This window comes from Streptomyces neyagawaensis, assembly GCF_023516595.1.
GTDB lineage: Bacteria > Actinomycetota > Actinomycetes > Streptomycetales > Streptomycetaceae > Streptomyces > Streptomyces neyagawaensis.
In genome coordinates this window covers 137,096-162,656 of sequence record NZ_JAMGBG010000023.1, presented here as the reverse complement: position 1 = coordinate 162,656, position 25,561 = coordinate 137,096, and the positions used below count along the sequence as shown (strand labels likewise).

Below are 25,561 nucleotides of genomic sequence, written 5' to 3'. Positions count from 1 at the left end.
TATGAAGCTCACCGTGGTCGGCGGAGGGTCGACCTACACACCCGAACTCGTGGACGGGTTCGCCCGGCTCCGCGACACCCTGCCGATCGAGGAGCTGGTGCTCGTCGACCCGGCCGAGGAGCGCCTCGAACTGGTGGGCGGCCTCGCCCGCCGCATCTTCGCCCGCCAGGGCCACGGCGGACGGATCGTGACCACCGCCGACCTGGACCGGGGGGTGGAGGGCGCCGACGCCGTGCTGCTCCAGCTCCGGGTCGGCGGGCAGGCCGCCCGGGAACAGGACGAGACCTGGCCGCTGGAGTGCGGCTGCGTCGGCCAGGAGACCACCGGCGCGGGCGGCCTCGCCAAGGCGCTGCGCACGGTCCCGGTCGTCCTGGACATCGCCGAACGGGTCCGCCGCGCCAACCCCGGCGCCTGGATCATCGACTTCACCAACCCCGTGGGCATCGTGACCCGCGCGCTGCTGCGCGCCGGGCACCGGGCGGTCGGACTGTGCAATGTGGCCATCGGGCTCCAGCGCAAGTTCGCCGGACACCTGGGCGTCGCCCCTGCCGACGTCCACCTGAACCATGTGGGCCTCAACCACCTCACCTGGGAGACCGGTGTACGGCTCGGCGGACCCTCCGGCGAGGACGTCCTGCCGAAGCTGCTGACCGGCCACGGCGACACCATCGCCGCCGACCTGCGTCTCCCCCGCCCCCTCCTCGACCGCCTCGGCGTCGTCCCCTCCTACTACCTGCGCTACTACTACGCCCACGACGAGGTCGTACGGGAACTCCGTACGAAGCCGTCGCGGGCCGCCGAAGTCGCGGCCATGGAGCGCCGGTTGCTGGACATGTACGCCGACCCGGCGCTCGACGAGAAGCCGGCGCTGCTCGCCAAGCGCGGCGGCGCGTACTACTCGGAGGCCGCGGTGGACCTGGCGGCGGGCCTGCTGGGCGGCAGCGGCAGCCCGTACCAGGTGGTGAACACGTACAACGCCGGGACGCTGCCCTTCCTCCCGGACGACGCGGTGATCGAGGTCCAGGCGACCGTGGGGCCGACCGGTGTCACCCCGCTGCCCGTCCCGGCCGTGGACCCGCTGTTCGCCGGCCTGATGGCGAACGTGACCGCGTACGAGGACCTGGCCCTCGACGCGGCCCTGCGCGGCGGCCGCGACCGCGTCTTCCGCGCCCTGCTGGCCCACCCCCTGATCGGCCAGTACGCCTACGCCGACACCCTCACCGACCAGCTGATCGCACACAACCGGGAGCACCTCACGTGGGTATGACCGACGGAGGAGCGGGGGGCGGCGCGGGCCTGGGCTCGGGCCTTGGCGCCGCCGAGGCGTGGGGGCGGGCCGCGGTGCTCGCCGTCGACGCCGGGAACAGCAAGACCGATGTCGCGGTGATCGGGGCCGACGGGGAGGTGTTGGGGGCGGCTCGCGCGGGCGGGTTCCAGCCGCCGACCGTGGGGGTGACCGCGGCCGTGGACGCCCTCGCGGAGGTGGTGCGGGAGGCGTTCGCCGCAGCCGGAGTCACGGCGGCCGACCATGTGTCGGCCTGTCTCGCCAACGCGGACTTCCCCGTCGAGGAGGAGCGGTTGGCGGCCGCGCTGCACGCGCGCGCGTGGGGCGCGTCCGTGGAGGTCCGCAACGACACGTTCGCGATCCTGCGGGCCGGTGTGGCCGAACCGCGCGGCGTGGCCGTGGTGTGCGGCGCCGGCATCAACTGCGTCGGCATGCGCCCCGACGGCCGCACCGCCCGCTTCCCCGCCCTCGGCCGCATCTCCGGTGACTGGGGCGGCGGTTGGGGCCTCGCCGAGGAGGCGATGTGGCACGCGGCACGCGCGGAGGACGGCCGGGGCGGCCCGACCGCACTGGCCCGCACCCTGCCGGCGCACTTCGGCCTGGACTCCGTGCACGCCCTGATCGAGTCCCTCCACCTGGGGCGGATCCCGCAGCTCCGCCGTCACGAACTGACTCCGGTCCTCTTCGCCACGGCGACGGCCGGCGACCCGGTCGCCGGTTCCCTGGTCGACCGGCTGGCCGAGGAGGTGGTGTCGATGGCCACGGTGGCGCTGACCCGACTGGACCTGCTGACCGAGGAGACCCCCGTGCTCCTCGGCGGCGGCGTCCTCGCCGCCCGCCATCCCCGCCTCGACACCCGCGTCCGCGACCTGCTCTCCGCCGCCGCGCCCAAGGCGGTCCCCCACGTGGTCACGGCCGCCCCCGTGCTGGGCGCCGCGCTGCTGGGCCTGGACCGGCTGGGCGCGACCGAAGAGGTGCACGCGCGCGTGCGGGCCCACTTCGAAGCCCCGTGAGCCACCCCCGCACCCCCTCCCCGAACACGTGCGACGTGCGAGGGAACCGAACCCACCCGGCAGGCGTATTCATGGGCAGGGGGTGGTGCGGGAAGCCTTCCGTCACGCAGGATTTCGCCCGGCGCAGCATCTAAGACACGATCGGGGAACAAGATCGAGTCAGGGCCTGTGCGGATGTCAGTCTCGGCGGCGATACTTGCGGCCGTGCACCTCTGCCCGTGTACCGGGCGGACGTGACGGACGGATGACCAGGGGGAGGTCAGGTGACATACACGCCGAAGGGCAGCGCGCCACCGTCGGCACCGCCCGCGAGCCCGGGCGCGAGCCCCTCCGTGCCGCCCCAGGCCACGCCCGCGTCCAGGTCCCCCCTGTCGTCCCCCGCCCCGGACGGCGACCCGCCCCGCCGCACGGCGTTCGCCGAGGGGTTCGACCAGTTGCGTGCCGCCGCGACGACCGAGCCCGGCCGGCTGCGCATCATCGGTGCCGTTCTCGCCCTGCTGGTCGTCGCGTTCGGCTCGGTCACCGCCTGGCAGATGAACGACCGCGCGACGGCCGCCGACGACGTCCTGACGAGCAGCCAGCCCCTCAGCTCCGCAGCGGCCGGTGTCTACAGCTCCCTCGCCGACGCCAACACGGCGGCCTCCAGCGGCTTCCTCGCGGGCGGCCAGGAGACACCGGAGTCCCGCTCGAGATACGAGCGCGAGATCGGGGAGGCCGCCGACGGCCTCGCCACCGCCGCCGCGGCCTCGGAACCCGGCTCCCAGTCCGAGAAGCGCATCGCCGAACTGAACGCCCTGCTGCCGAAGTACAAGGGCCTGATCGAGCGGGCCCGCGCCAACAACCGGCTGGGTTACCCGCTGGGCGGCGCGTATCTGCGGTACGCCAACAGCATCATGCAGGACCAGATGCTGCCGAAGGCCCAGAAGATCTACGACAACGAGAACCGGCGGCTGCGCGACGACTACTCCGACGCGACGTCCTACCCGTGGGCCGCGATCGCCCTCGGTGTCGTCGCCCTCGGCGCCCTCGTCTGGGCCCAGCGCCGCAACTACCTGCACACCAACCGGGTGTTGAACCACGGCCTGGTCGCGGCGACGGCCGCCTCCACGGTCGTCCTGCTGTGGCTTGTCGCCGGCCACACCCTCGCCCGCTCCGGTCTCAACGACTCCTACGACCACGGCGTCCGGTCCCTGACCGTGCTGAACGACGCCCGCATCGCCTCCCTGAAGGCCCGTGGCAACGAGAACCTGACGCTGATCAGCCGGGGCGCGGAGACCCTGGAGATCAAGAAGGACGTCTCCGTCGACAAGTTCGACCACAAATTCGGCCAGGACATGAAGGCGCTCGCCTCGCAGCTGGCCACCGCCGGGAAGCTCGCCGACGACGACAAGGGCGCACAGCCCGTGAAGGCCGCCCTCGCCAACATGGAGGTGTGGCAGGACCGGCACCGCAGCGCCCGTACGGCCGACGAGGAGGGCAAGTACCAGTGCGCCCTCGACCAGGTGATCGGCGGCAGGGCGACGTCCGACTGCCGGGCGGGCGACAAGCCGACGGGCGAGTGCTTCGACAAGGTCGACGAGAACCTGAACACGGCGCTCGGGCATGAGAAGAGGGAGTTCGAGCAGGCTGCCAGGGGAGGACTGGACGCACTGACCGGGCTGCCCGTCGGCGCGGCCGTGCTGGCCGTGCTCGCCGCGGCGGGCGCGGTGCTGGGCATCGGGCGCAGGCTCTCGGAGTACCGATGAGGCCGACGGGAGGCGACACGGTGGAAGGAGGGGCGATGGAAGCGGTACGGCGCCTGCGGGCAGGCCTCAGGGGCTGGGGCGGCGTGGGCGCGATGGCGGTCGTCTGCGCCCTGACCGTGATCTTCGCCCTGGTGCTGCCGCTCAGCGGGACGCGCGGCGGCCCGGCCGGCACCGGCGGGCAGGGCGTCGCCCACGGTGAACAGGCCCGGGCGGACGACGACTGCAAGATCAAGAACGACCCGCAGAACCGCAGCCTCAGGCCCTCGTCGAACGAATCCGGTACCACGATCAAGAAGATCAAGGACAACGGCTTCATCACCGTCGGCGTCGACCAGAACAGCTACCGCTGGGGCTACCGCGACCCCAACAGCACTGACGGAAAGGCGGAGTTGGAAGGGTTCGACATCGACATCGCGCACCGCATCGCCGAGGAGATCCTCGACGACCCGACGAAGGTGCGCTTCCGTGCGATCCCCACCAACCAGCGCATCAAGGCGATCCAGGACGGGCAGGTCGACATGGTGGTCCGCACCATGACGATCAGCTGCAAGCGGATGGACGAGGTCGCCTTCTCCCAGCCGTACTTCAAGACCGGCCAGCAGGTCCTGGCCCCCAAGTCCTCGACCGTCAAGGGCTACGACAAGACGCTGGCGGGCAAGAAGATCTGCTCGGCCAGCGGTTCCACCGCGCTGGACACCCTCCAGGCCGACCGGGAGTCGGGCAAGCTCGTCGCCTCCGCCGACATCACCTCCGTCAACCCGCCCAACCAACTCGACTGTCTGGTGCGGCTCCAGCTCGGCGAGGTCGACGCGGTGGTCACCGACGGGGCGCTCGCCGCGAGCCAGGCGGCGCAGGACCCCACGGTCAAGCTGGTGGGCGCGCCGTTCACCACCGAGTACTACGGCGTGGCGATGAATCTCAAGGCGGACGATCTGGTACGCCGGGTCAACCAGGTCCTGGAGGACTACCTCAAGGACGGCTGGCAGAAGTCGTACGACGACTGGCTGTCCGCGACCCTCGGCGACGATTCCACGGGGTCCCGGCCGCCGGCCGACCAGAAGTACCGGGACTGACAAGGCAAGTTGACCGACACCGACAGCAGCGAGGGGTGATCGATGGGCGTCGCGGGATCCACCGGGCCGGTGATGGACCGGGACGAGGTGGACCGTGCGCTGGCGCGGCTCGGCGCGGAGCACGAGGCCATCGAGACCTCCTTGCTCGCCCTCCAGGACCACGCGGGCCGCAGACTGCTGGAAGGCGCCGAGCTGACCGGCGTCACCAAGGAGCGCTGGGAGTCCACGGAGGCGTCGATCACCCTGCTGTGGGCGTACTTCGACGCCTACTCGGACGCGCTGCGCAGCGCCCGTGAGATCCGTTCCCGCCGCCGCTGGTCCAGCCGTGAGGACCTGGTGGAGCTGACCGAACTGCTGCGGGGCGAGGCCGTCACCGTCGCGGGCTCCGCCACCGCCATGGCGAACGCGCCGACGCTCCAGGGCGCCGGCCGGCTCAGCGAGCAATTCTCCCTGTCCACGCTGGTGGACCGGATGAACGATCTGTACGCGGCGTCGCTGGACATGGTCGTCGCCGCCGACGCGGTGTGGTCCGCACTGCCCGCCCGGATCGATTTACTGGCCGCCGAGCTCCAGCGCACCCGCCAGCTGGCGCACTCCGTGGGCGTACGCCCCGGGGAGCACCCGGCGGGCGACGACCTGGAGCGGATCACCCGCACCCTGACCAGGCTCCGCGAGGAGGTCATCTCCGACCCCCTCGCCTACTGGGTGCCCGCACCCGGAAGTTCCGCCCCCGGCGGCGGCCGCCCCGACATCTCGACGTACGACCGTGAGGCGCGCGCCCTGGACGACGTACGGCGGGAGATCGAGGCCGTGCTGACGGTGCGCCAGGACGCGGAGGCGCGACTGGTGAAGCTGCGGGACGTGCTGAGCCGCGCGGACCGTACCCTCGCCGAGGCGCGCAGCGCCCGCGGCGAGGTGCTGGCGAAGATCGCCGCGACCGAGGTACCCGTGGTGAGCGGTCCGCCGACCGTGCTCCAGGAGCAGTTGGCGCTGGCGGCCGAGTACCGCAGACACGGGCAGTGGCACCGGCTGTCCCCGCTCCTGGAGTCCCTGGAGCAGAAGGCGGACGACGAACTGCTCCGGGCCCGCGAGTCGTTGACCGCGGTGACCGCGCCACTGGCGGTCCGCGCCGAACTGCGCGGCCGGCTCGACGCGTACAAGGCGAAGGTCGCCCGGCACGGCCTGGCGGAGGACTCGCTGCTGGTGGAGCGGTACGACGCGGCGCGCCGCATGCTGTGGAGCGCGCCCTGCGATCTGCGCGTCGCCGAGCAGGCGGTGCTGCGCTATCAGCACGCGGTGGCGGAGCTGTTGGGCACGCCCGTGCCCGGCCGGCAGGAGCCGCAGGATCGGGGAGGGGAGGAATCGTGAGTCAGCCGGACGGAGAGGGTCAGCAGCAGTCGTGCCAGCGGCCCGGTTGCTCGGGGTCGTACGAGGACGTGGGCGGCGGTGAGCTGTACTGCGACACCTGCGGTCTGGCGCCGGTCGTCTCGGCCGGCGGCATGGTGTCCTCCCCACCGACCGGCATCACCGGGGGGCGGGGCTCGCGCGGCTCTGGTTCCAGTTCGCGGTCCTCGCGGTCGTCCGCGCGCTCCTCGCAGTCGCGGCGGTCGGTCTCGGGCCGCCTCTCGCGCGCCCTGTCGGGCACGTCGACGGGCCGCTCGGTGTCGGTGCGCAGCTCCGGGAAGACCGCGAGTTCCTCGGGGCGGGCCCGGCTCGGCGTCGGTCTCGTGCAGGTGCCGGAGGTGCCGCGCCCGGACCCCCGTTCGATGGTCCTGGAGACCGCCGAGGTGCCCGAGCGCAAGCGGTTCTGCTCGCGCTCGGACTGCGGGGCGCCGGTGGGGCGGGCGCGCGGTGACCGGCCGGGGCGCACCGAGGGCTTCTGCACCAAGTGCGGCCACCCGTACTCGTTCGTGCCGAAGCTGCAGGCCGGTGACATCGTGCGCGGCCAGTACGAGGTCGTGGGCTGTCTCGCGCACGGCGGCCTCGGCTGGATCTATCTGGCGATAGACCGGGCGGTGTCGGACCGCTGGGTCGTGCTGAAGGGCCTCCTCGACACCGGGGACCAGGACGCGATGGCCGCCGCGATCTCCGAGCGCCGCTTCCTCGCCGAGATCGAGCACTCCAACATCGTCCGCATCTACAACTTCGTCGAGCACCTCGACCAGCGCACGGGTTCGCTGGACGGGTACATCGTGATGGAGTACGTCGGCGGGAAGTCACTGAAGGAGATCGCCAACGGCCGCCGTACCCCGGACGGCCGCCGCGATCCCCTGCCGGTCGAGCAGGCGTGCGCGTACGGCATCGAGGCGCTGGAGGCCCTCGGGCACCTCCACAGCCGCAACCTGCTGTACTGCGACTTCAAGGTCGACAACGCCATCCAGACCGAGGACCAGCTGAAGCTGATCGACATGGGCGCGGTGCGCAGGATGGACGACGACGAGTCGGCCATCTACGGCACGGTCGGCTACCAGGCACCGGAGGTCGCCGACGTCGGCCCGTCCGTCGCGTCCGACCTGTACACGGTCGCCCGGACGCTCGCGGTGCTGACCTTCGACTTCCAGGGCTACACGAACGTCTTCGTGGACTCCCTGCCCGACCCGGACAACATCGAGGTCTTCCGCCAGTACGAGTCCTTCTACCGGCTGCTGGTGCGGGCCACCGACCCCGACCCGGCCCGCCGGTTCGCCTCCGCGCAGGAGATGTCGGAGCAGCTCACGGGTGTGCTCCGGGAGGTCGTGTCCCTCCAGACGGGCCGCGCCCGCCCGGCACTGTCGACGCTTTTCGGCCCCGAAGTGAAGGTCACGGACACGGAGTTGTTCGCGGAGCTGGACGGGGACGTCTCCCGCCTCGGCACCCGCCCGGTCGCGTCGGGGAGGGGGCCGTGGCCGGGCAGGACGCCGGCCAGGAACGGAGGCCCGGCCTCCGGTGCCGGAGGATCGGTCGCCGGCGTCGGAGGATCGGTCCCGGGCGCCGGAGGGTCGGTGCCCGGGAGTGGAGGGTCGGTGACCGCTGCGTCCGCCCTGCTCATCGGCGGCGCGGATCCGTCCGCCCCCGTACGGCTCACCAAGCCCCTGGACACCGCCGCCGCGGCGCTCGCGCTGCCCGTGCCGCGTGTGGACCCGGGGGACCCGAACGCCGGGTTCCTGGCCGGTCTCATCGCCTCCGCGCCCACCGAGCTGATCACGGCGCTGCACGCGGCGCCCACCGGCTCCCTGGAGCTGCGGCTGCGGGAGCTGCGGGCCCGCCTGGAGATGGGCGAGTTCACCATCGCCCTGGGCACGCTGGACGCCCTGGAGCGGGACCACCCCGACGACTGGCGGGTGGTCTGGTACCGGGGCGTGGCGGCGCTCGCCACCGGCGACCACGAGAACGCCGCGCTGTCCTTCGACGCGATCTACGACGCCTTCCCGGGCGAGCCGGCCCCCAAGCTGGCCCTCGGGCTGTGCGCCGAGGTCCTCGGGCAGCTCGACAACGCCGCCGAGTACTACCGGCTGGTGTGGACGACCGACCCCAGCTTCGTCAGCGCCGCGTTCGGGCTCGCCCGGGTGCGACTGACCGCCGGGGACCGGCAGAACGCGGTGCTCGTCCTGGAGTCCGTGCCGGAGGCGTCCATCCACTACACCGCCGCCCGGGTCGCCGCCGTCCGGGCACGGTTGAGACACCGTACGGAGACGACGCTCGCGTCCGGGGCCGCCCCGGACGCGCCGTTCCTGGACGACCTGACCGCCGCCGCGGGCCAGGTCGAGGCGCTCGGCGGGTACGGTCTGGACGCGGTGCGCCGCGAGCAGTTGTCCACAGAGGTCCTCGGCAGCGCCCTGGACTGGGTACTCTCCGGTAGCCAGGGCGCCGTGGCCCCGGCCGGCGGCGAACGGATGCTGCTCGGCAGCGCATTGGACGAGCGTGGCCTCCGCTTCGGACTGGAGCGGGCGTACCGCACGCTGGCCCGGCTCGCGCAAGGCGGCGAGGAGAGGATCGACCTGGTGGAACGTGCCAACCGTTACCGCCCCCGGACGTGGGTGTAGTTCATGTCGCAGATGCCCCAACCGACCGCGCTGACGAAGTGCCCGATCTGCGAGTGGCCCCTCGCCTCGGACGACCGCTTCTGCGGTGCGTGCGGCCACGACCTCTCGGCGGTGTCCGCACCGCCGGAGGACCACCCGACCCTGACGATGAACGGAACGGCCGGTGACCCGCCGGACGAAGCCGCGTCCGTGCCCTGGCCCGTCGCCTCCGAACCGAGTGCGGACACGCCCCCGCCGGTGGTCCGCCCCACCGACATCCCGGGCACCGACTCCGGTGGCGGCGAACTGTCCGGCCCGGGCCGCGGCGTACGGTTCGACCGGCCCAGCGAGCCCGACGAGTACCCGCTGGCCGCGCCGCAGCCGCCGGACCCGCGCACCGGCGACCTCGCGACCCCGCCGGCCGGTACGAAGCTGTGCGTGGCCTGCCGCGCGGGCCAGGTCGACCGGGACGGCTACTGCGAGAACTGCGGTCACGCCCAGCCACGGGAACGCGACCACATGGAGCAGGAGTTGACCGCGGTCGCCGCGGTCAGCGACCGGGGGTTGCGCCACCACCGCAACGAGGACGCGTTCGCCGTCTCCTCGACCGCGCTGCCCGACGGCTCCCCCGCCGTCGTCGCGATCGTCTGCGACGGCGTGTCCTCGGCGACCCGCCCCGACGACGCCTCGCTCGCCGCGGCCCGCGCCGCGAACGAGACGCTGCTGGAGTCCCTGCCGCGCGGCACCCACCCGCAGCAGGCCATGCACGACGCGATCGTCGCCGCGTCCAACGCGGTGAACGCCCTCGCCGGGGAACCGGAGACGGCCCAAGAACACGCCCCGCACCAGAACGCGCCCGCCTGCACCATCGTCGGCTCCGTCGTCACCCCGACCCTGCTCGTCGTCGGCTGGGTCGGCGACAGCCGCGCCTACTGGGTGCCGGTGGACCGCGGCGCCCCCTCGGCCCGGCTCACCGAGGACGACTCGTGGGCCGCGCAGATGGTGGCCGCGGGACTGATGAACGAGGCAGAGGCGTACGCCGACGAGCGCGCCCACGCGATCACCGGCTGGCTCGGCGCGGACGCGTACGAACTGGAGCCGCACACCGCTTCCTTCAAGCCGGACCGGCCGGGTGTAGTGGTGGTGTGCACCGACGGACTGTGGAACTACGCGGAGGCCGCCGAGGAGATGGCCGAGGCCGTCCCCCTCGACGCGGCCCAGCGCCCGCTGCACTGCGCACAGGTCCTCGTCGGCCGGGCCCTGGACGGTGGCGGCCACGACAACGTAACAGTGGCCGTCCTGCCGTTCCCGGCCCCGCCCCAGGGGGCAGGATCGGCCTGAGGACGCTCGCGGGGCGGGGACTCGCGGGCGCCTCGGCGGCCGGACGGGAACGGCCGACGGACCGGAGGGGACCGGTCCGGGCAGACGCACGCACAGTCATCACCCCACGTGCTGTGGGGCCGCTAGGGGGATCAGAGTAGGCATGGCCAATTTCTCGAAGTCGAACGTGCCGCAGTTCTCGGTGGACGTGTACCAGAACGAGTACCTGCCGGAGGGCGGCCGCGAGGTCAACGCGATCGTGACCGTGAGCGCGACCGGCGGCGGCACCGTGGGCAGCGCGGTCACGGCGCCGCACCTGTACTCGCCCGGCACGGGCCCGTCCGCCGCCGTGGCGATCATGGTCGACTGCTCGGGGTCGATGGACTACCCGCCGACCAAGATGCGCAACGCCCGCGACGCCACGGCCGCCGCGATCGACACCCTGCGCGACGGGGTCCACTTCGCGGTGATCGACGGCACCCATGTGGCCCGCGAGGTCTACCCCGGCGGCGGACGGCTCGCCGTCGCCGACCCCGCCACCCGGGACCAGGCCAAGCAGGCCCTGCGCAGGCTCAGCGCGGGCGGCGGCACCGCGATCGGCACCTGGCTGAGGCTCGCCGACCGGCTGCTCGCCTCCGCCGACGTCGAGATACGCCACGGCATCCTGCTCACCGACGGCCGCAACGAGCACGAGTCGCCCGAGGACCTGCGGGCCGCCCTGGACGCCTGTGCCGGACGGTTCACCTGTGACGCGCGCGGAGTCGGCACCGACTGGGAGGTCAAGGAGGTCACCGCGATCGCCTCCGCCCTCCTCGGCACCGCCGACATCGTCGCCGACCCGGCCGCCCTGTCCGCGGACTTCACCCAGATCATGGAGGCGACCATGGGCAAGGAGGTCGCGGACGTCGCCCTCCGGCTGTGGACCCCGGTCGGCACCCGGATCAAGTTCGTGAAGCAAGTCGCCCCCACCGTCGTCGACCTGACGGACCGTCGCACGGAGGCGGGCCCGCGGGCCGGCGACTACCCGACCGGTTCCTGGGGGGACGAGTCCCGCGACTACCACGTGTGCGTCGAGGTCCCGCCCGCGTCCCTCGGCCAGGAGATGCTCGCCGCCCGTGTGTCCCTGGTCATCCCCCAGCCCGAGGGCAGCGCGCAGAACCTCGGCGCCCAGGGTCTGGTGAAGGCCGTCTGGACCGACGACATGGCCGCGTCCACCTCGATCAACCCCCAGGTCGCCCACTACACGGGCCAGGCCGAACTGGCACAAGTCATCCAACAAGGTCTGGATGCGCGCAAAGCGGGGGATATTGACGGAGCAACGGCCAAGCTGGGGCGGGCCGTACAGCTGGCGAGTGCGTCGGGGAACGCGGATACTGCGAAACTGCTTGCGAAGGTGGTGGACGTGGTCGACGCGGCGACAGGTACTGTGCGACTGAAGGCGAAGGTCACGGAGGCCGACGAGATGACCCTCGAGACCAGGTCCACAAAGACTGTTCGTGTAAAGAAGTAGAGCGAACGGCAGCAACAGCAGCAGCCGAGAAGTACCGGAAAGACCCAGTAGTACCGCTACGAGAGAGCCTGGCTCCCCACCGGGGATCCGGACACGCTCGGCCAAACCGGCCCGTCGCGGCCACAGGACCCGGCCCGAGTGCCGGAAAGGAGAGGGGGAAGCGCCGACATGCCGACCTGCCCGAACGGACACCAGTCGGGTTCCGACGACTGGTGCGAGGTCTGCGGTCACCGTATGGCCGGTGCCGTACCCCCGCCGCCGCCACCGCCGCCCCCGGGCGCCGGTTACGGATACCCGCCGCCCGGCTCCCCTCCGCCGCCTCCGGGCGCGGGAGGTCCCGGGGGTCCCGGCGGACGCCCGCCGCACCTCGCCGCCGAGCCGGAGCTCTGCCCGCAGTGCCGCACGCCCCGTGAGGGCGGCGCGCCCTTCTGCGAGGAGTGCCGGTGGAACTTCCTGACCAACACGGCGACCACATACACCCCGGCCGCGCCACGCCCCTCGACGCCCGCCCCCGGCCCCGGCGGGCCTGGCCCTGGCCCCGGCGGGCCTGGCCAGGGCCCGGGTGGGAACCCAGCGCTCCGCTTCCAGCAGCCGCCCCCGCCCTCCTACGGCGGCGGTGACGCGTACGACTACCAGAGCTCGCGCCCCTCGCAGATGAACCGCCCCGCCGAGCCCATCCCTCCGGGCCCCCCGTACGGCGCCGAGCCGGGCCCCGGTGGACCCGGCGGACCTGGCGGCGGCCCCGGTGGACCTGGCGGTCCCGGTGGGCCTGGCGGACCGGGCATGTCCGGCGGCCCGTCCGGGCCCGGCGGCCATGGTGGTCCCGGCGGTCCTGCGGGCCCCGGTGGTCCCGGCGGTCCCGGTCGGCCGGGTGGCCCCTCCGGGTTCGGCGGTGGGCAGTCGGGTCAGCCCGGGCAGTCCGGGCAGTCCGGTTTCTCCGCGTTCGGTGGCGACCCGTCGCGCCCGGGCCCGTCCGCGTTCGGCGGCGACCCCTCACGACCGGTTCCCCCGCCCCCCGGGCCGACCCCGGGTGGACCCGGCGGCCCCGGCCTCACGGGCCCCGGTGGCTTCGGCGGTCCTGACGGCCCGGGCGGTCCCGGTGGCCGTGGTCCCGGCGGTCCCGGTCAGGGCGGCCCCGGTGGCGGTGGGGCGCCGCAGGCGTTCCAGCAGGCGGGTCCCCCGGCTCCCCCTGCCTTCCCGCAGGAGACCGGGCGCCCGCAGCCCGGTGGCCCCGGCGGTCAGGGTCGTCCCGGTGGGCCCCCGCAGTCCGGTGGCCCGGCCTTCGGGGGCGACGACGACTGGGTGATCTCCCCGCCCTCCTCGGGCGGCCCCGGAGGTTCCCGCGGCCCGGGCGGTCCGGGTGGGCCCTCGGGTCATGGCGGTCCCGGCGGTGCGGGAGCGCGCCCCGGCGGCTACGGCTACCCGCAGCCCGCTGTCACCCAGGCCCCGCCCGGCCCCGCGTACAACCAGGGACCGATGACCTGGAGCGCCACCATCGGTCCGGACCGTGAGTACTTCATGGCGATGATGCAGCGCTCGGGCCCCGAGGCCGCCGGGCTGAACCTGCCCGCGTACTCGCCCGAGCAGCAGCGCACCCTCACCGGCAACCAGATCACCATCGGCCGCCGTCGGCACTCCACCGGCGACACCCCCGACATCGATCTGTCCGTGCCGCCGGAGGACCCGGGTGTCTCGCACCAGCACGCCATGCTGGTGCAGCAGCCGGACGGCACCTGGGCGGTCGTCGACCAGAACTCCACCAACGGGACCACGGTCAACGGCTCCGAGGAGCCCATCCAGCCCTTCGTGCCGGTCCCCCTCCAGGACGGGGACCGGGTTCACGTGGGCGCGTGGACGACGATCACGATCCGCCGGGGCTGACCCGCGAGGACGTGACGATCGGGGTCGGCCGACCGGTTCGGCCGACCCCGCTCCACTGTCCGGGCCCCGCCGGCCGGGTTCCGGCGCTCACGGCAGGGGCCAGGCATACGGCCCCTCCGGGTCGTCCAGCCAGGCCCAGGCCCGGTCGCCGCTGACGGTGATCCCGTAGCGCTCACGCGACGGCATGCCTTCCCGCTGCCACAGGGCGAGCGCCTCGTGTGGGTCGAGGCTGCCCGCCGTCAGGGTCAGCAGGAACCGGAAGAGATCGTGATCCCGGGCCTGCCGCGGCAGCCCGCCCAGATGCGGGTGCGTCCCTTCCCGCTCTCCGCCCCCGCGCAACGGCACGAAGAACGCCGCCGTGTGCAGGAACCGCCCCTCCGCGTGCTCGTCGTCCATGACGCGCAGCGCCACCAGCCCCGTGGCCATCGGCGTCAGGACGCGTCCGCCGGGGACGCACTGGGCGAGCCAGGCCCGCGGGATCGAGTGGAGCGTGCAGGTCGCGATGATCCGGTCGTACGGGGCCCGTTCGGGCACACCGCGCGCCCCGTCCCCGGTGACGACGGTCGGGTGGTACCCGGCCGCCCGCAGATGGGTGCGCGCGGCCTCGGTGATGTCGGCGTCCAGGTCGACGGTGGTGACCAGGTCGTCGCCGAGCCGGTGCGCGAGCAGAGCGGCGTTGTAGCCGGTCCCCGCGCCGATCTCCAGGACCCGGTGGCCGTCCTCCACCTCCAACTCGGCCAGCATCTTCGCCATCAGGGAGGGCTGGCTGCTGGAGGAGATCAACTCGCCGTCCCGGACCCGCGTGGCCAGCGGCGCGTCGGCGTACGCGCCCCGCACCCACCGCTCCCGCCGCCTCGGGTCGCGCTCCTCGCCCCACAGCCGCTCGAAACCGTCCACGACCCCTACGTAGTAGTACGGGACGAAGAGGTGCCGCGGGACCGCTTCGAACGCCTCGCGCCAGATGGGGTCGGCGTCCCAGGCCCCGCTGCGCTCGATCTCGCGCACCAGTGCCGCCCGCGCCTGCGCGGCGAGGCGTTCCAAGTCGTGGTCCACAGCGTGCGTGCCCATGTGTCCACTGTGCTGCCGGACGCCCCCGGAGGCGAGTGTCGCGGCACACAGGCCCGGAATCCGCCGTTCCCCACCCACGTACATCACCCGGAAGGCGCCGCCGGGCCGGGCACGGTGCCGCCGAGCCCCCTGGATTCTCCATGGTCCTAAGCCTTGAGTCCTCCGTCCCCCCGTCTGAGACCATGGGACACGTGAAAGAGATTCGGCGCGGCACGCTGCAGGAGCAGACCTTCTACGAACAGGTCGGTGGCGAGGAGACCTTCCGGCGCCTCGTGCGCCGCTTCTACGAGGGGGTCGCGGAGGACCCGATCCTGCGGCCCATGTACCCCGAGGAGGATCTGGGCCCGGCGGAGGAGCGCCTCGTGCTGTTCCTGATCCAGTACTGGGGCGGCCCCACCACGTACAGCGCGAACCGTGGCCACCCCCGCCTGCGGATGCGGCACGCGCCGTTCACCGTCGACCGGGCCGCGCACGACGCCTGGCTGAAGCACATGCGCGACGCCGTCGACGATCTGGACCTCTCCGAGGAACACGCGCACACCCTGTGGAACTACCTGACCTACGCGGCGGCCTCGATGGTGAACACCCCCGACTGAACCGCTGAGCCGGCTGAGCGGGATGGTCAGCGGACGCTGACGTCCAGCGCGCCGAGCCCCGCGCGCCGTACGGCAATCGACCCGTACGGCGTGCGCAGGCGCAGCCACGCGCCCGACGAGAAGAGCGCGGGCTCCTGCTCCTCCACCGTGCGGCCTCGCGTGGGCCGCAGGAAGCCCAGCGACTGGGCCGCGTGCGCGGCCCGCACGGGCAGGGCGGTGTCCCCGATCGGCCGGGACCAGATCTCCCGCCCGATCCGGTCCAGTTCGGCCCGGTTGCGCTGCTCCGGCGCCAGCTCCCCCGTGCGGGAGCGGAACTCGGCGACGGCCTCGGCGACGCTCGCCCGCACCGCCTCCTGGGCGGGCAGCCCCGTCTCTCGGCGCCAGCCGCCGCGCGGGGGCAGCACCCCGGCCCACGGCGGGCCGGTGACGGCGGCGGGCACGACCGCGGTGGCCGCCGACTCGTCGATCGACTCCAGTAGTTCACCGGCCGACACGGTCACGTCCAGCGTGACGTCCAGCCCGTCCTCGAACGGCTTCGCGAGCCGTACCGCCCGGATGGCCAGCACCTCGAAGGAGGGCGGCCGCCCGAAGACGGCGAGCGCGGTGCCGGCGGCCTGGAGACGCACCGCCGCACCCCGGTCGTAGTGGAGCAGCCGGGAGAGGAAGGCCGCGAGATCTGCCGCCTCCCCCTCGTCGGCGAGGTGGAGCACCGTCATGCGGCGACGGCCCCCTCCTCGTCGTCCTGGTACTCCGCCAGGAACTCGCGTTCCTCCGCCGTGAGCCGACGGGGGCGCTGGGCCTGGAAGTCGAACGGCACGATCACCGTGGAGGCCGTGACATAGACCTGCTCGGGGTCCTTGACCTCGTAGGTGATCGTGAAGGACGCCGCTCTTATCTCCGTGACCCACAGCTCGATGTCCACCGGCTTGTGCCGGTGGACGAGCTGCCGCCGGTAGTCGATCTCATGGCGTGCCACCACGGACCCCTGCTTGAAGTCCTTCTCCGGGCGGAACAGGAAGTCGATACGGGCCTCCTCCAGGTAGCGGAGGAAGACCACGTTGTTGACGTGGCCGTACGCGTCCATGTCCGCCCAGCGCAGTGGGCAGCGGTAGATGTGCCGCAAGATCAGCCCCGGGTCAGCTTCTTGTAGGTGGCGCGGTGCGGACGGGCGGCGTCCGGGCCGAGCCGCTCGATCTTGTTCTTCTCGTACGACTCGAAGTTGCCCTCGAACCAGAACCACTTGGAGTCGCCCTCGTAGGCGAGGATGTGCGTCGCCACCCGGTCCAGGAACCAGCGGTCGTGGGAGACGACCACGGCGCAGCCGGGGAACTCCAGGAGCGCGTTCTCCAGGGACGACAGGGTCTCGACGTCGAGGTCGTTGGTCGGCTCGTCGAGGAGCAGCAGGTTGCCGCCCTGCTTCAGGGTGAGCGCCAGGTTCAGACGGTTGCGCTCACCACCGGAGAGGATGCCGGCCGGCTTCTGCTGGTCCGGTCCCTTGAAGCCGAACGCGGAGACGTACGCGCGGGACGGCATCTCGACCTGGCCGACGTTGATGTAGTCCAGCTCGTCGGAGACGACGGCCCACAGCGTCTTCTTGGGGTCGATGTTCTCGCGGGTCTGGTCGACGTAGGAGATCTTGACCGTCTCGCCGACCTTGATCGAACCGGAGTCCGGCGTCTCCAGGCCCTGGATCATCTTGAACAGGGTGGTCTTGCCGGCGCCGTTAGGGCCGATGACGCCCACGATGCCGTTGCGCGGCAGCGTGAAGGACAGGTCGTCGATCAGCACCTTCTCGCCGAAGGCCTTGCTGAGGTTGTTGACCTCGACGACCACGTTGCCCAGGCGGGGGCCCGGCGGGATCTGGATCTCCTCGAAGTCCAGCTTCCGCATCTTGTCGGCCTCGGCCGCCATCTCCTCGTAGCGGGCCAGACGCGCCTTGGACTTGGCCTGCCGCCCCTTGGCGTTGGAGCGGACCCACTCCAGCTCCTCCTTGAGGCGCTTGGCGCGCTTGGCGTCCTTCTGGCCCTCGACCTTGAGACGGGACTGCTTGGTCTCCAGGTACGTCGAGTAGTTGCCCTCGTAGCCGATGGCGCGGCCGCGGTCGAGCTCCAGGATCCAGCCGGCCACGTTGTCCAGGAAGTACCGGTCGTGGGTGATGGCCACGACGGTGCCCTTGTACTGGGCGAGGTGCTGCTCCAGCCAGTTCACCGACTCGGCGTCGAGGTGGTTGGTGGGCTCGTCGAGGAGCAGCAGGTCGGGGGACTCCAGCAGCAGCTTGCAGAGCGCGACGCGGCGCCTCTCACCACCGGAGAGCTTGGTGACGGCCCAGTCGCCGGGAGGGCAGCCGAGGGCGTCCATGGCCTGCTCCAGCTGGGCGTCCAGGTCCCAGGCCTCGGCGTGGTCCAGCTCCTCCTGGAGCTTGCCCATCTCCTCGAGGAGCGCGTCCGAGTAGTCGGTGGCCATCTGCTCGGCGATCTCGTTGAACCGGTCGAGCTTGCCCTTGATCTCGGCGACGCCCTCCTGGACGTTCTCCAGGACCGTCTTCTCCTCGTTCAGCGGCGGCTCCTGGAGGAGGATGCCGACGGTGTACCCGGGAGAGAGGAACGCGTCGCCGTTCGACGGCTGCTCCAGACCGGCCATGATCTTGAGGACGGTGGACTTACCGGCACCGTTCGGACCGACCACACCGATCTTCGCGCCGGGCAGGAAGCTCAGCGATACGTCGTCAAGGATCACCTTGTCGCCGTGCGCCTTGCGCGTCTTGCGCATGGTGTAAATGAACTCAGCCAAGAGAAACCGTCCGGCAACTTGAAATCTGGCAGTGGGCAGTACCACCCATCTTGCCGCACGGCCAGCCCTCGACGGAAACCGGATGGTGAGGCCCCGCAAGAGCGGCGCGGCCCCGGCGCCTGAGGGGCGTACCGGGGCCGCGTCGCTCGCGGAGGTCACCGCGCGGTCACTCGCTGTTGAGTTGCCAAGGAACTCTGCTCGTCGGCTACTGCTTCTGCTGCTCCCGCTTGCGCAGGACGATCATCACGGCGCCGCCGATCACGACCAGGGCGATGGCGACGCCTCCGATCACCGGGGTCGCGCCGGAGCTGCCGGTCTCGGCGAGATCACCGGCGGAGTCGGTGACGGCGCCGCCGCCGACCGTCGCCGGACTCGGCTCACTCAGCGTCTGCACGGACTCGCCTGCCGCGTCCGCCTCGGTCTCCGTCCGGCAGTCGAGGACACCGCGGAACTGCTTCGCGAGGCCGTTCGCTCCCTTGATCGTGAAGTCGTAGGCCTGGTCCTCCTGGAGCGGGATGGTCACCGTCCGGGTCTCGCCCGCCTCGATGGTGTAGTCGATCCCCATCAGCTCGAAGGTGAAGGGCTCGTCCCCCGGGTTGGCCACGGTGAGGTCGAGGCCGCCCTCGGCGCAGTTCTTCTCGGCGGACAGTGCGGGTATCGCGCCGGTGGTGGCCCAGGTCGCGGTGGCCGTGGCGGAGACGGTGGACGCGCTGGAGCCCGCGAGGATCTGGGTCTGGCTGCGGGTCTCGGAGGCGAAGGCGCGACCGACCGGCACGGTGGTGGAGGCCTCGACGGCCAGCTCGGCCGAGCCGTCCTCGCTGTCCTCGGGCACCTCGAAGTACAGCTCGCTGCCGTCACGCGCCGAGGTCACGGCCTTGCCGTCGGCGTCGACGACCTTCACGCCGGCCGCGGTGGCGTCCGACGGCGGGGTCACCGTGACGCCGTCGGCGTTGGTGCGCACCTTGACCGGACCGAGGCGTTCGCCCGCCCGCCCCGAGACCGCCGGCGGGTCGAGGGTCAGCGAGGCCGCCGGCTCCGACAGGTTCCGGGCGCTCTTCTCCAGGTAGTCGGCGAGCTTCTCGGCCTCAGGGTCGAGGGCCGTCACATCGGCCCCGTCGGAGTACCGCCAGATCGCGACCTGGGTACCGGCCGCCGCGTCCTGCTCGGTGAGTCCCTTGGCGCCCGCCTTGCCGGCGAGGGCGGCGAGGTCGTTCACCTGCGGATACGAGTTCTGCAGGATCCAGTTGATCTTGCCGGCGTTCTTGTTGTGCCCCAGGGAGGTGCCGCTCCAGGGGGTCTCCTGGTACGTGGCGTCCTTCTGCGTGGGGTTCTGGATGTCCACGCAGTAGGTCTGCAGGGTGCCGCCGCCGTCGACGAACATCTCGAACAGACCGGCGGGCAGCTGCTGCTCCTCGCCGTCGGTGCGGATCACGGCCGTCCCGTACGTCTTCAGGCCGCCTATGGTGGCCGTCGCTCCGCCCGGGCTCTGCACCGTCTCCTCGTCGGCGACGGCCGTGCCCGCGGTGACGATCGCACCCGCGACGACGAGGCCGGCCGCGAGCGACACGGCGGCGAGACGGGCCGCCCCTCTTCTGCACGCGGACCACCCGGACGACACGGTGAACGGCGCCGAGAACGAAGAAACCACAGAATTTCCCTTCGAGCAGGACCCGTTGACGTGGGGGGTTGTGGTCCCACCAGCAGAATCAGAAGCCCCGTGAGCTATGCCCGGCATCCTAGGGACGCGGCGCACCGCTCTTCCCAGTCGTATGGTCGGACAACCGATCCGAATCGGAATCGTTATCGCCCGCACCGGTCACGGACAGGGCTTATCGACAAATCGACGGCATTTACGTCCGGAGTGTTCGTCACGCACCCGCCGATAAGCCGCAGTTCGAACCGGCCGACACTCAGGAACGGCACCGCGAACCGGACTCGCGCACCCTGAGGACGTGTCACTCACACCCTGATGTGATGCCATCGCCTTCTGATGTCACGTCACTCCGACTGCTTCCGGGTGCAGTTCCGCTTCCATGTCGGGGCGCCGACCGGGGGCCGGTGTCTCCCAGTTCGGCTCCGGCTGGGGCGGGGCCTGTGTCGCCGTCTCTCCCCGGGGTGCCCGCCGGAACGCGGAGGTGCCCCGCGACAGGTCGTGGCCGATCGCGACCGCGTCCACGTCCGCCGAGACCCAGCTCTGCCCGTCCCGTTGCTCGGTGCGCACCTTCAACCGCCCCTGCACCACGACCGGGTCGCCCAGCGAAACGGACGACGCCACATTCGCCGCGAGGGTGCGCCGCGCCCACACCGTGAAGAAGTTGGTGTGGCCGTCGGTCCACTCGCTCTTCTCCCGGTCCCAGTACCGCGAGGTCACCGCCAGCCGGAACCGGGCCGAGGAGCCCGTCGACAACTCGCGGCAGACCGGCTGGGTCGCCACGTTCCCCACCACGCACACCATCGTCTCGTTCATCTCGCGATCCCTCCCTCACACCGGCAACGAGGCCGGCCTGACACGCGTACGGGCCCGTCCCGTACGACCGCTGTCTGTCGCGGTGACCGCGCCGCCTCCGCCCCGCCGCTCCGTGCGAGGGGGTGGTGGCGCTGCGATCGCCGCGAATCCAGACTGCCGTCGCGGGGACGAGCCCGCTGAGCGCTGTGTACTACCCGCGAGTTGTGGAGAACTCCGCCACCCAAGCGGGTGAAAGGGGTCGGCCCACTCGGCCCACGCGGTGGACCAGGCATACGACCCGACCGGGTGAACGAGGCAGAGGTCGGCGAGGACTCACCCCACCTGGGCACTCACCCCACCTGTGCCGCCCCCAGCACCCGGCCGTACTGCTCCCGCACCTCCCGGTAGCGCAGCAACTCGGCGGCCACCGGGTCCAGCACTCGCGCCCGGCCGCACCCGGCGGCCGCCTCCCAGAGCCGCCGCTCGGCTTCGAGGCCGTAGCGCCGGGCCGGCCCCCGCGCCGCCAGCCTGCATCCCCACTCCACGACCGGACCACCGACGATGCCGATCACCATCAACAGCACAGGCACCCCCAGATTCGGGGACATGACACCGATGATCTGCCCCAGCAGCCACAGCCCGCCGAGGACCTGCAGCACCGTCATGGACGCCTGGACCAGCACCGCGGCAGGCCACCAGCCCGGCCGCGGGGGCCGCCCGGTGGGCGCCCCGACCCGCGCCGCCAGCTCGTCCAGCGCCTCGGGCAGCCCCAGCGCCCCGCGCGCCGCCGCCTCGCGCACCGCCTGCGCCCACGGCGCGGGCAGCCCCGCCGCGGCACGGTCGGACAGGACCCGTACGGCCTGTTCGACGCGCTGCCGCGCGGTGGGCTCCTCGTCCACGGGCATCCTCAGGGAATGCCGTCCGGTCGGGAGGTCGCTCCGCCCCTCGTACCAGCGCCACAGCCGGAGCCAGGGCGTGCCGCACGCGCGGTTGGCGTTGCGCAGCCAGGCCCGTTCGGCGGCCTCGCCCGCAGCGGTGGCGCCCACCGCGTCGGCGAGCCGCGCGGCGAATTCGTTCCGCGCCCGCTCACTGAGCCCCGTGCGCCGCCCGGTGGCGTACACCGGCCACAACCGTGAGGCGGCCGCGTCCAGATCGGCTTGCACCCGGCGGCCCGGCGCTCCCCGCTCGGCCACGAACTGCCCGAGCGCCTCCCTCAGCTCCGCCACCCCGTCCCCGGTGAGCGCGGACAGGGCGAGCACGGCCGCGCCCGGTTCGCCGTGCTCCCCGAGCGCGATCCCGTCCTCGTCGAGCAGCCGCCGCAGATCGTCGAGCACCTGGTGGGCGGCCTCTCCGGGCAGCCGGTCCACCTGGTTGAGCACCACGAACATGACCTCGGCATGGCCCGCGAGAGGCCGCAGATACCGCTCGTGGAGCACGGCGTCGGCGTACTTCTCCGGGTCGACGACCCAGATGATCGCGTCGACGAGTCCCAGGATCCGGTCCACCTGCTGCCGGTGCTGCACCGCCGCCGAGTCGTGGTCGGGCAGGTCCACCAGGACGAGACCGGCCAACTGCGCCTCCGCCTCCGCGCTCTGCAACGGCCGCCGCCGCAGCCGTCCCGGAATGCCGAGCCGGTCGATCAGGGTGGCGGCGCCGTCGCTCCAGCTGCACGCGATGGGCGCCGCCGTGGTGGGCCTACGGACGCCCGTCTCCGAGATCGCCACGCCGGCGAGCGCGTTGAACAGCGTCGACTTGCCGCTGCCGGTGGCGCCCGCGATGGCGACGACCGTGTGCTGCCCCGAGAGCTTGCGTCGCGCCGCCGCCTCGTCCAGCACCCGCCCCGCCTCGGCGAGCGTCCGGCTGTCCAGCCGTGTCCGTGACAGCCCGACCAGCTCCCGCAACGCCTCCAGCCGGGACCGCAGGGCGGTGTCGTACGCCAACGGGCTGACCGACTGCGAATCGGCGGGCCTCGTCTCCACCATCGACACCCGTGCGGCCTCCTCGGAACCGCTCGTCTCGGACACCCGCCGCGCGATGAGCCCGTCGTCCCAGGACTCCTCGGCCTCCCCACGACCAGCGGACTCCCCACGACCAGCGGACTCCGCACCACGAGCGGCTTCCGAACGGCCGGGGTCACTACGGCTGACGCGGTCCGTACGGTCGGGATCGGTACGCCCGGGATCGGTGCGGCCGAGGCGCCCCCTCCAACCGGGGCGATCCGTACGGCCAGGGCGATCCGTACGACCAGGGTGATCCGTACGGCCGACGCGATCCGTACGGGCAGCTGACTCGGCGGAGGCAACGCGCCGCGAGTCGGCCCTGTCGGGCACGTCATCACCCTTCACGCGCACGTGGGCACCCTTTTCGCGCTCTTCCCGGCTAGTCGTACCGTCCGGGGGTTGCTTGTCCTCCGCCTTGCCCCGCCTGCTCTCCCGGCTCCCTCGGTCCTCCCGAGCCACCCGACTCCACCAGGTCCCGAGCCGCTCCCGCTTGGCGGGCTTCTCCGGAGCCTGACCGCCCTGTTCGTTCTGATCCTTCCGCCCCTCGCGGCCGTCCAGGTTCTCCGGGCTCTCCGAACCCTCCGAGTCGTCCGCGACATCACCGTCCTCAGCAGTGCCGTCAGCCGCGTCAACAGCTTGAGCCTCGATCGCCCCTTCATCAGCACTTGACTCGCAAGCCCCAGAGGACTCCGCAGCCTCTCCAGACTCAACAGCCTCCGCCTCAGCCGGCTCACCAAGCTCACCCGGCTCCCCCGAACCGTCGCTCCCTGAACCGAACGAGCGCCCCTCGACCCCAGTCTGGTTCTCGCCCCTGGGTCGCTCCCGCTCGAGAACGCCATCCCCAGGGCGGCCACTCTTCAGATCGTCGGCCTTGCCGGGGACGCCGTCCCCGGTGTGGTCCGCGTGGTCAGTGACGGCGGTCACGGCGGTCACCTCTCCTTCTGCAGTACGGACAGCGCGGCAATCAGTTCGGCCTGCGGCTCGGGGTGGACATCGAGGGCGTCGAGCGGTGCGAGACGGCGGTCGCGCTCGGTGTCGAGTGCCCGTTCGAGGTACTCGGTGAGCAGCCGCCCGCCGCGGTCCCGCAGCCGGAGCGCGCCGTGCGCCCCGATCCGCTCGGCGAGCCCCTCACCGGCCGCCCTGGCGCGCCGGCCGCCCAGCAGGGCCGTGGCGACGAGGGCGGCGACGGCCTCGGGGTCGGGCGCGACGCCCCGGTCGAGGCCGCGCACCTCCTCCTCGGCGTACTCCTCCAGGACGCGCCGCCAGCGCCGTACGGTCATCCCGATGCGGTGCTCGGTGTTCCCGGAGGTCGACAGACGGTCCATCAACCCGGCGGCCACGGCCGCCGGTTCGCGCCGCCACGCCTCGCGGATGCGCTCGTCGGCGGCGGTGACGGCGCACATCAGCAGCGTGCCGAGGCTCTCCACGAGCGCGTCGAGCAGTTCACCGGCGGTGCAGTCGAGCGGATAGCTGCGCCACCGCTTCAGGGCGTCGCCCGCGAGCACGGCCCCGGCCTGCAACCGCCCCTTCACGCGCGCGTGCTCGCCGTCGTACGCCATGTCGACGGCCGAGGTGAGCCGGAGCGCGGCGGAGTACTGCTGCGCGGCGGCGCTGGCCAGCTCGGGCATCCGGGTCCGCAGCGAGTCGAGTACGCCGTGCGCGGTGCGGGCCATGGCCTGCTGCCGCGCGGCGGGGTCGGTCGCCTGCTGGGTGAGCCAGGTCAGCAGCGGTGCGACGGCGGTGGCCGGCAGCAGCCCGCCGCCCCAGGCGGACTCGGGGAGCTCCGGGACGGTGAACCGGGGTACGTCGCCGAGCCCCGCCTTGGTCAGCAGGGCCGCGTACTGGCGGGAGACCTCGGACACGACCTGGTGGGGAACCCGGTCGAGCACCGTGACGAGGGTGGCCCGGTGCTCCTTGGCGGTGCGCAGCAGATGCCACGGCACGGCGTCGGCGTACCGCGCGGCCGTGGTCACCATCACCCAGATGTCCGCGGCGCAGATCAGTTCCGCGGCGAGTACGCGGTTCTCGGCCACCAACGAGTCGATGTCCGGGGCGTCCAGCAGGGCGAGACCGCGCGGGAGGTTCTCGGCGGTCTCGATGCGCAGGACGCGCTCGCCGTCCCGGTCAGGGGGGAATGAGTCGTCACCCAGGTCCTGGCCCAGTTCCTGCTGGGGCAGCCACGCGCGCGTGAGGTTGGGCAGTACGCGCATGCCGCTGAACCAGTGGTGGTCCTCGGGATGACACACCAGGACGGGCGTCCGGGTGGTCGGCCGCAGGACACCGGCCTGGCTGACCTTCCGTCCGACCAGGGAGTTGACGAGGGTGGACTTGCCGGCCCCGGTCGAGCCCCCGACAACGGCGAGCAATGGCGCTTCGGGTTGCCGCAGGCGGGGCACCAAGTAATCGTCGAGTTGCGCGAGCAGTTCGTCGCGGTTGGCACGCGCGCGCGGGGCCCCTGCCAGGGGCAGCGGAAAGCGCGCGGCGGCGACACGGTCGCGCAAGGTGGAGAGCGCGTCGAGCAGCTGAGGCCGTACGTCCAAGGTCACCACATGCGAAGAATGCCCAATTTTGTGGACTTTCTGAAGCATATAAGTACGTCTGCGCGCCGACAGGACACACGGGATGGAGGGGACGAGAGGGGCGCAGGCATAACGAGTGCACAACACCCGAGGCGCGAGGCGCCAAAAGAGGTGCACGATTCGTACCTGCCTGCGATTATCAGGACCGCTTCACCGAACCTCCACATTGAGCCACGGAGGCGAAGCAACAGGGGCAAGGACTCGGGAGCTCTATCCTTGTCCCCGGCAACGTCACGGATCAGCCCACACCCGGG

Annotated in this window: 18 protein-coding genes; 10 read left to right on the top strand and 8 right to left on the bottom strand. The window is 72.3% G+C overall.

Annotated elements, in window-relative coordinates; genetic code table 11:
* The first annotated feature begins 1 nt into the window (after window position 1).
* The 9 genes from M8J73_RS12320 (at window position 2) to M8J73_RS12280 (ending at window position 13,828) form a co-directional block, all read left to right on the top strand.
* On the top strand, window positions 2-1,267 hold the full coding sequence (locus M8J73_RS12320; RefSeq protein WP_249828597.1) for a 6-phospho-beta-glucosidase: 1,266 nt from the start codon (window positions 2-4) through the stop codon (window positions 1,265-1,267).
* A gap of 74 nt (window positions 1,268-1,341) precedes the next feature.
* Window positions 1,342-2,298 (top strand): N-acetylglucosamine kinase, encoded by a 957-nt coding sequence (locus M8J73_RS12315; RefSeq protein ID WP_249828613.1) that lies wholly within the window; start codon window positions 1,342-1,344, stop codon window positions 2,296-2,298.
* A 263-nt stretch (window positions 2,299-2,561) separates the two neighbouring features.
* Complete coding sequence (locus M8J73_RS12310) at window positions 2,562-4,043, top strand: GlnX family signal transduction membrane protein (protein ID WP_249828596.1); 1,482 nt, start codon at window positions 2,562-2,564, stop codon at window positions 4,041-4,043.
* A 20-nt stretch (window positions 4,044-4,063) separates the two neighbouring features.
* Window positions 4,064-5,116, top strand: coding sequence for a glutamate ABC transporter substrate-binding protein (locus tag M8J73_RS12305; RefSeq protein ID WP_055539266.1), 1,053 nt, complete (start codon window positions 4,064-4,066; stop codon window positions 5,114-5,116).
* 42 nt (window positions 5,117-5,158) lie between these two features.
* Entirely contained in the window at window positions 5,159-6,484 is a 1,326-nt protein-coding gene (locus tag M8J73_RS45245; RefSeq protein WP_055539265.1) for a hypothetical protein, read from the top strand.
* Window positions 6,478-9,138, top strand: a complete 2,661-nt coding sequence (locus tag M8J73_RS12295) for a serine/threonine-protein kinase (RefSeq protein ID WP_063799223.1) — start codon at window positions 6,478-6,480, stop codon at window positions 9,136-9,138. The genes M8J73_RS45245 and M8J73_RS12295 overlap by 7 nt, the downstream gene beginning before the upstream one ends.
* Before the next feature lie 3 nt (window positions 9,139-9,141).
* Window positions 9,142-10,458 (top strand): PP2C family protein-serine/threonine phosphatase, encoded by a 1,317-nt coding sequence (locus tag M8J73_RS12290; protein WP_055539262.1) that lies wholly within the window; start codon window positions 9,142-9,144, stop codon window positions 10,456-10,458.
* A gap of 142 nt (window positions 10,459-10,600) precedes the next feature.
* Window positions 10,601-11,947 (top strand): vWA domain-containing protein, encoded by a 1,347-nt coding sequence (locus M8J73_RS12285; protein WP_055539261.1) that lies wholly within the window; start codon window positions 10,601-10,603, stop codon window positions 11,945-11,947.
* 168 nt (window positions 11,948-12,115) lie between these two features.
* Window positions 12,116-13,828, top strand: a complete 1,713-nt coding sequence (locus tag M8J73_RS12280; RefSeq protein ID WP_249828595.1) for an FHA domain-containing protein — start codon at window positions 12,116-12,118, stop codon at window positions 13,826-13,828.
* 87 nt (window positions 13,829-13,915) lie between these two features.
* On the opposite strand, the gene M8J73_RS12275 is transcribed toward M8J73_RS12280, so the two are convergent.
* The gene (locus M8J73_RS12275; RefSeq protein ID WP_055536631.1) at window positions 13,916-14,896 is read right to left on the bottom strand and encodes a methyltransferase domain-containing protein; all 981 of its coding nucleotides are present in this window, start codon (window positions 14,894-14,896) and stop codon (window positions 13,916-13,918) included.
* Window positions 14,897-15,078: 182 nt separating this feature from the next.
* Between M8J73_RS12275 and M8J73_RS12270 the strand changes: the two genes are divergently transcribed.
* On the top strand, window positions 15,079-15,492 hold the full coding sequence (locus M8J73_RS12270; RefSeq protein ID WP_055536630.1) for a globin: 414 nt from the start codon (window positions 15,079-15,081) through the stop codon (window positions 15,490-15,492).
* A gap of 26 nt (window positions 15,493-15,518) precedes the next feature.
* On the opposite strand, the gene M8J73_RS12265 is transcribed toward M8J73_RS12270, so the two are convergent.
* The 7 genes from M8J73_RS12265 to M8J73_RS12235 form a co-directional block, all read right to left on the bottom strand.
* Entirely contained in the window at window positions 15,519-16,208 is a 690-nt protein-coding gene (locus M8J73_RS12265; RefSeq protein ID WP_055536629.1) for a DUF8185 domain-containing protein, read from the bottom strand.
* Window positions 16,205-16,615: an acyl-CoA thioesterase gene (locus M8J73_RS12260; RefSeq protein WP_055517492.1), complete on the bottom strand. Its 411-nt coding sequence runs from the start codon at window positions 16,613-16,615 to the stop codon at window positions 16,205-16,207. Before M8J73_RS12260 ends, M8J73_RS12265 begins: the two co-directional genes overlap by 4 nt.
* 2 nt (window positions 16,616-16,617) lie before the next feature.
* Window positions 16,618-18,282, bottom strand: coding sequence for an energy-dependent translational throttle protein EttA (gene ettA, locus M8J73_RS12255; protein WP_079054613.1), 1,665 nt, complete (start codon window positions 18,280-18,282; stop codon window positions 16,618-16,620).
* Between the two features lie 205 nt (window positions 18,283-18,487).
* The gene (locus M8J73_RS12250) at window positions 18,488-19,930 is read right to left on the bottom strand and encodes a Cys-Gln thioester bond-forming surface protein (protein ID WP_240500849.1); all 1,443 of its coding nucleotides are present in this window, start codon (window positions 19,928-19,930) and stop codon (window positions 18,488-18,490) included.
* Between the two features lie 345 nt (window positions 19,931-20,275).
* Window positions 20,276-20,749, bottom strand: a complete 474-nt coding sequence (locus tag M8J73_RS12245) for a single-stranded DNA-binding protein (RefSeq protein ID WP_055536626.1) — start codon at window positions 20,747-20,749, stop codon at window positions 20,276-20,278.
* Between the two features lie 329 nt (window positions 20,750-21,078).
* On the bottom strand, window positions 21,079-22,710 hold the full coding sequence (locus tag M8J73_RS12240; protein ID WP_420834091.1) for a GTPase: 1,632 nt from the start codon (window positions 22,708-22,710) through the stop codon (window positions 21,079-21,081).
* 947 nt (window positions 22,711-23,657) lie between these two features.
* Window positions 23,658-25,277 (bottom strand): dynamin family protein, encoded by a 1,620-nt coding sequence (locus M8J73_RS12235; RefSeq protein ID WP_240500846.1) that lies wholly within the window; start codon window positions 25,275-25,277, stop codon window positions 23,658-23,660.
* Between the last annotated feature and the right edge of the window lie 284 nt (window positions 25,278-25,561).

Coding starts and splice junctions, on each gene's coding strand:
- M8J73_RS12320 (WP_249828597.1), top strand. CDS start 2: ATGAAGCTCACCGTGGTCGGCGGAGGGTCGACCTACACACCCGAACTC.
- M8J73_RS45245 (WP_055539265.1), top strand. CDS start 5,159: ATGGGCGTCGCGGGATCCACCGGGCCGGTGATGGACCGGGACGAGGTG.
- M8J73_RS12290 (WP_055539262.1), top strand. CDS start 9,142: ATGTCGCAGATGCCCCAACCGACCGCGCTGACGAAGTGCCCGATCTGC.
- M8J73_RS12285 (WP_055539261.1), top strand. CDS start 10,601: ATGGCCAATTTCTCGAAGTCGAACGTGCCGCAGTTCTCGGTGGACGTG.
- M8J73_RS12280 (WP_249828595.1), top strand. CDS start 12,116: ATGCCGACCTGCCCGAACGGACACCAGTCGGGTTCCGACGACTGGTGC.
- M8J73_RS12275 (WP_055536631.1), bottom strand. CDS start 14,896: ATGGGCACGCACGCTGTGGACCACGACTTGGAACGCCTCGCCGCGCAG.
- M8J73_RS12270 (WP_055536630.1), top strand. CDS start 15,079: ATGGGACACGTGAAAGAGATTCGGCGCGGCACGCTGCAGGAGCAGACC.
- M8J73_RS12265 (WP_055536629.1), bottom strand. CDS start 16,208: ATGACGGTGCTCCACCTCGCCGACGAGGGGGAGGCGGCAGATCTCGCG.
- M8J73_RS12245 (WP_055536626.1), bottom strand. CDS start 20,749: ATGAACGAGACGATGGTGTGCGTGGTGGGGAACGTGGCGACCCAGCCG.
- M8J73_RS12240 (WP_420834091.1), bottom strand. CDS start 22,710: ATGGTGGAGACGAGGCCCGCCGATTCGCAGTCGGTCAGCCCGTTGGCG.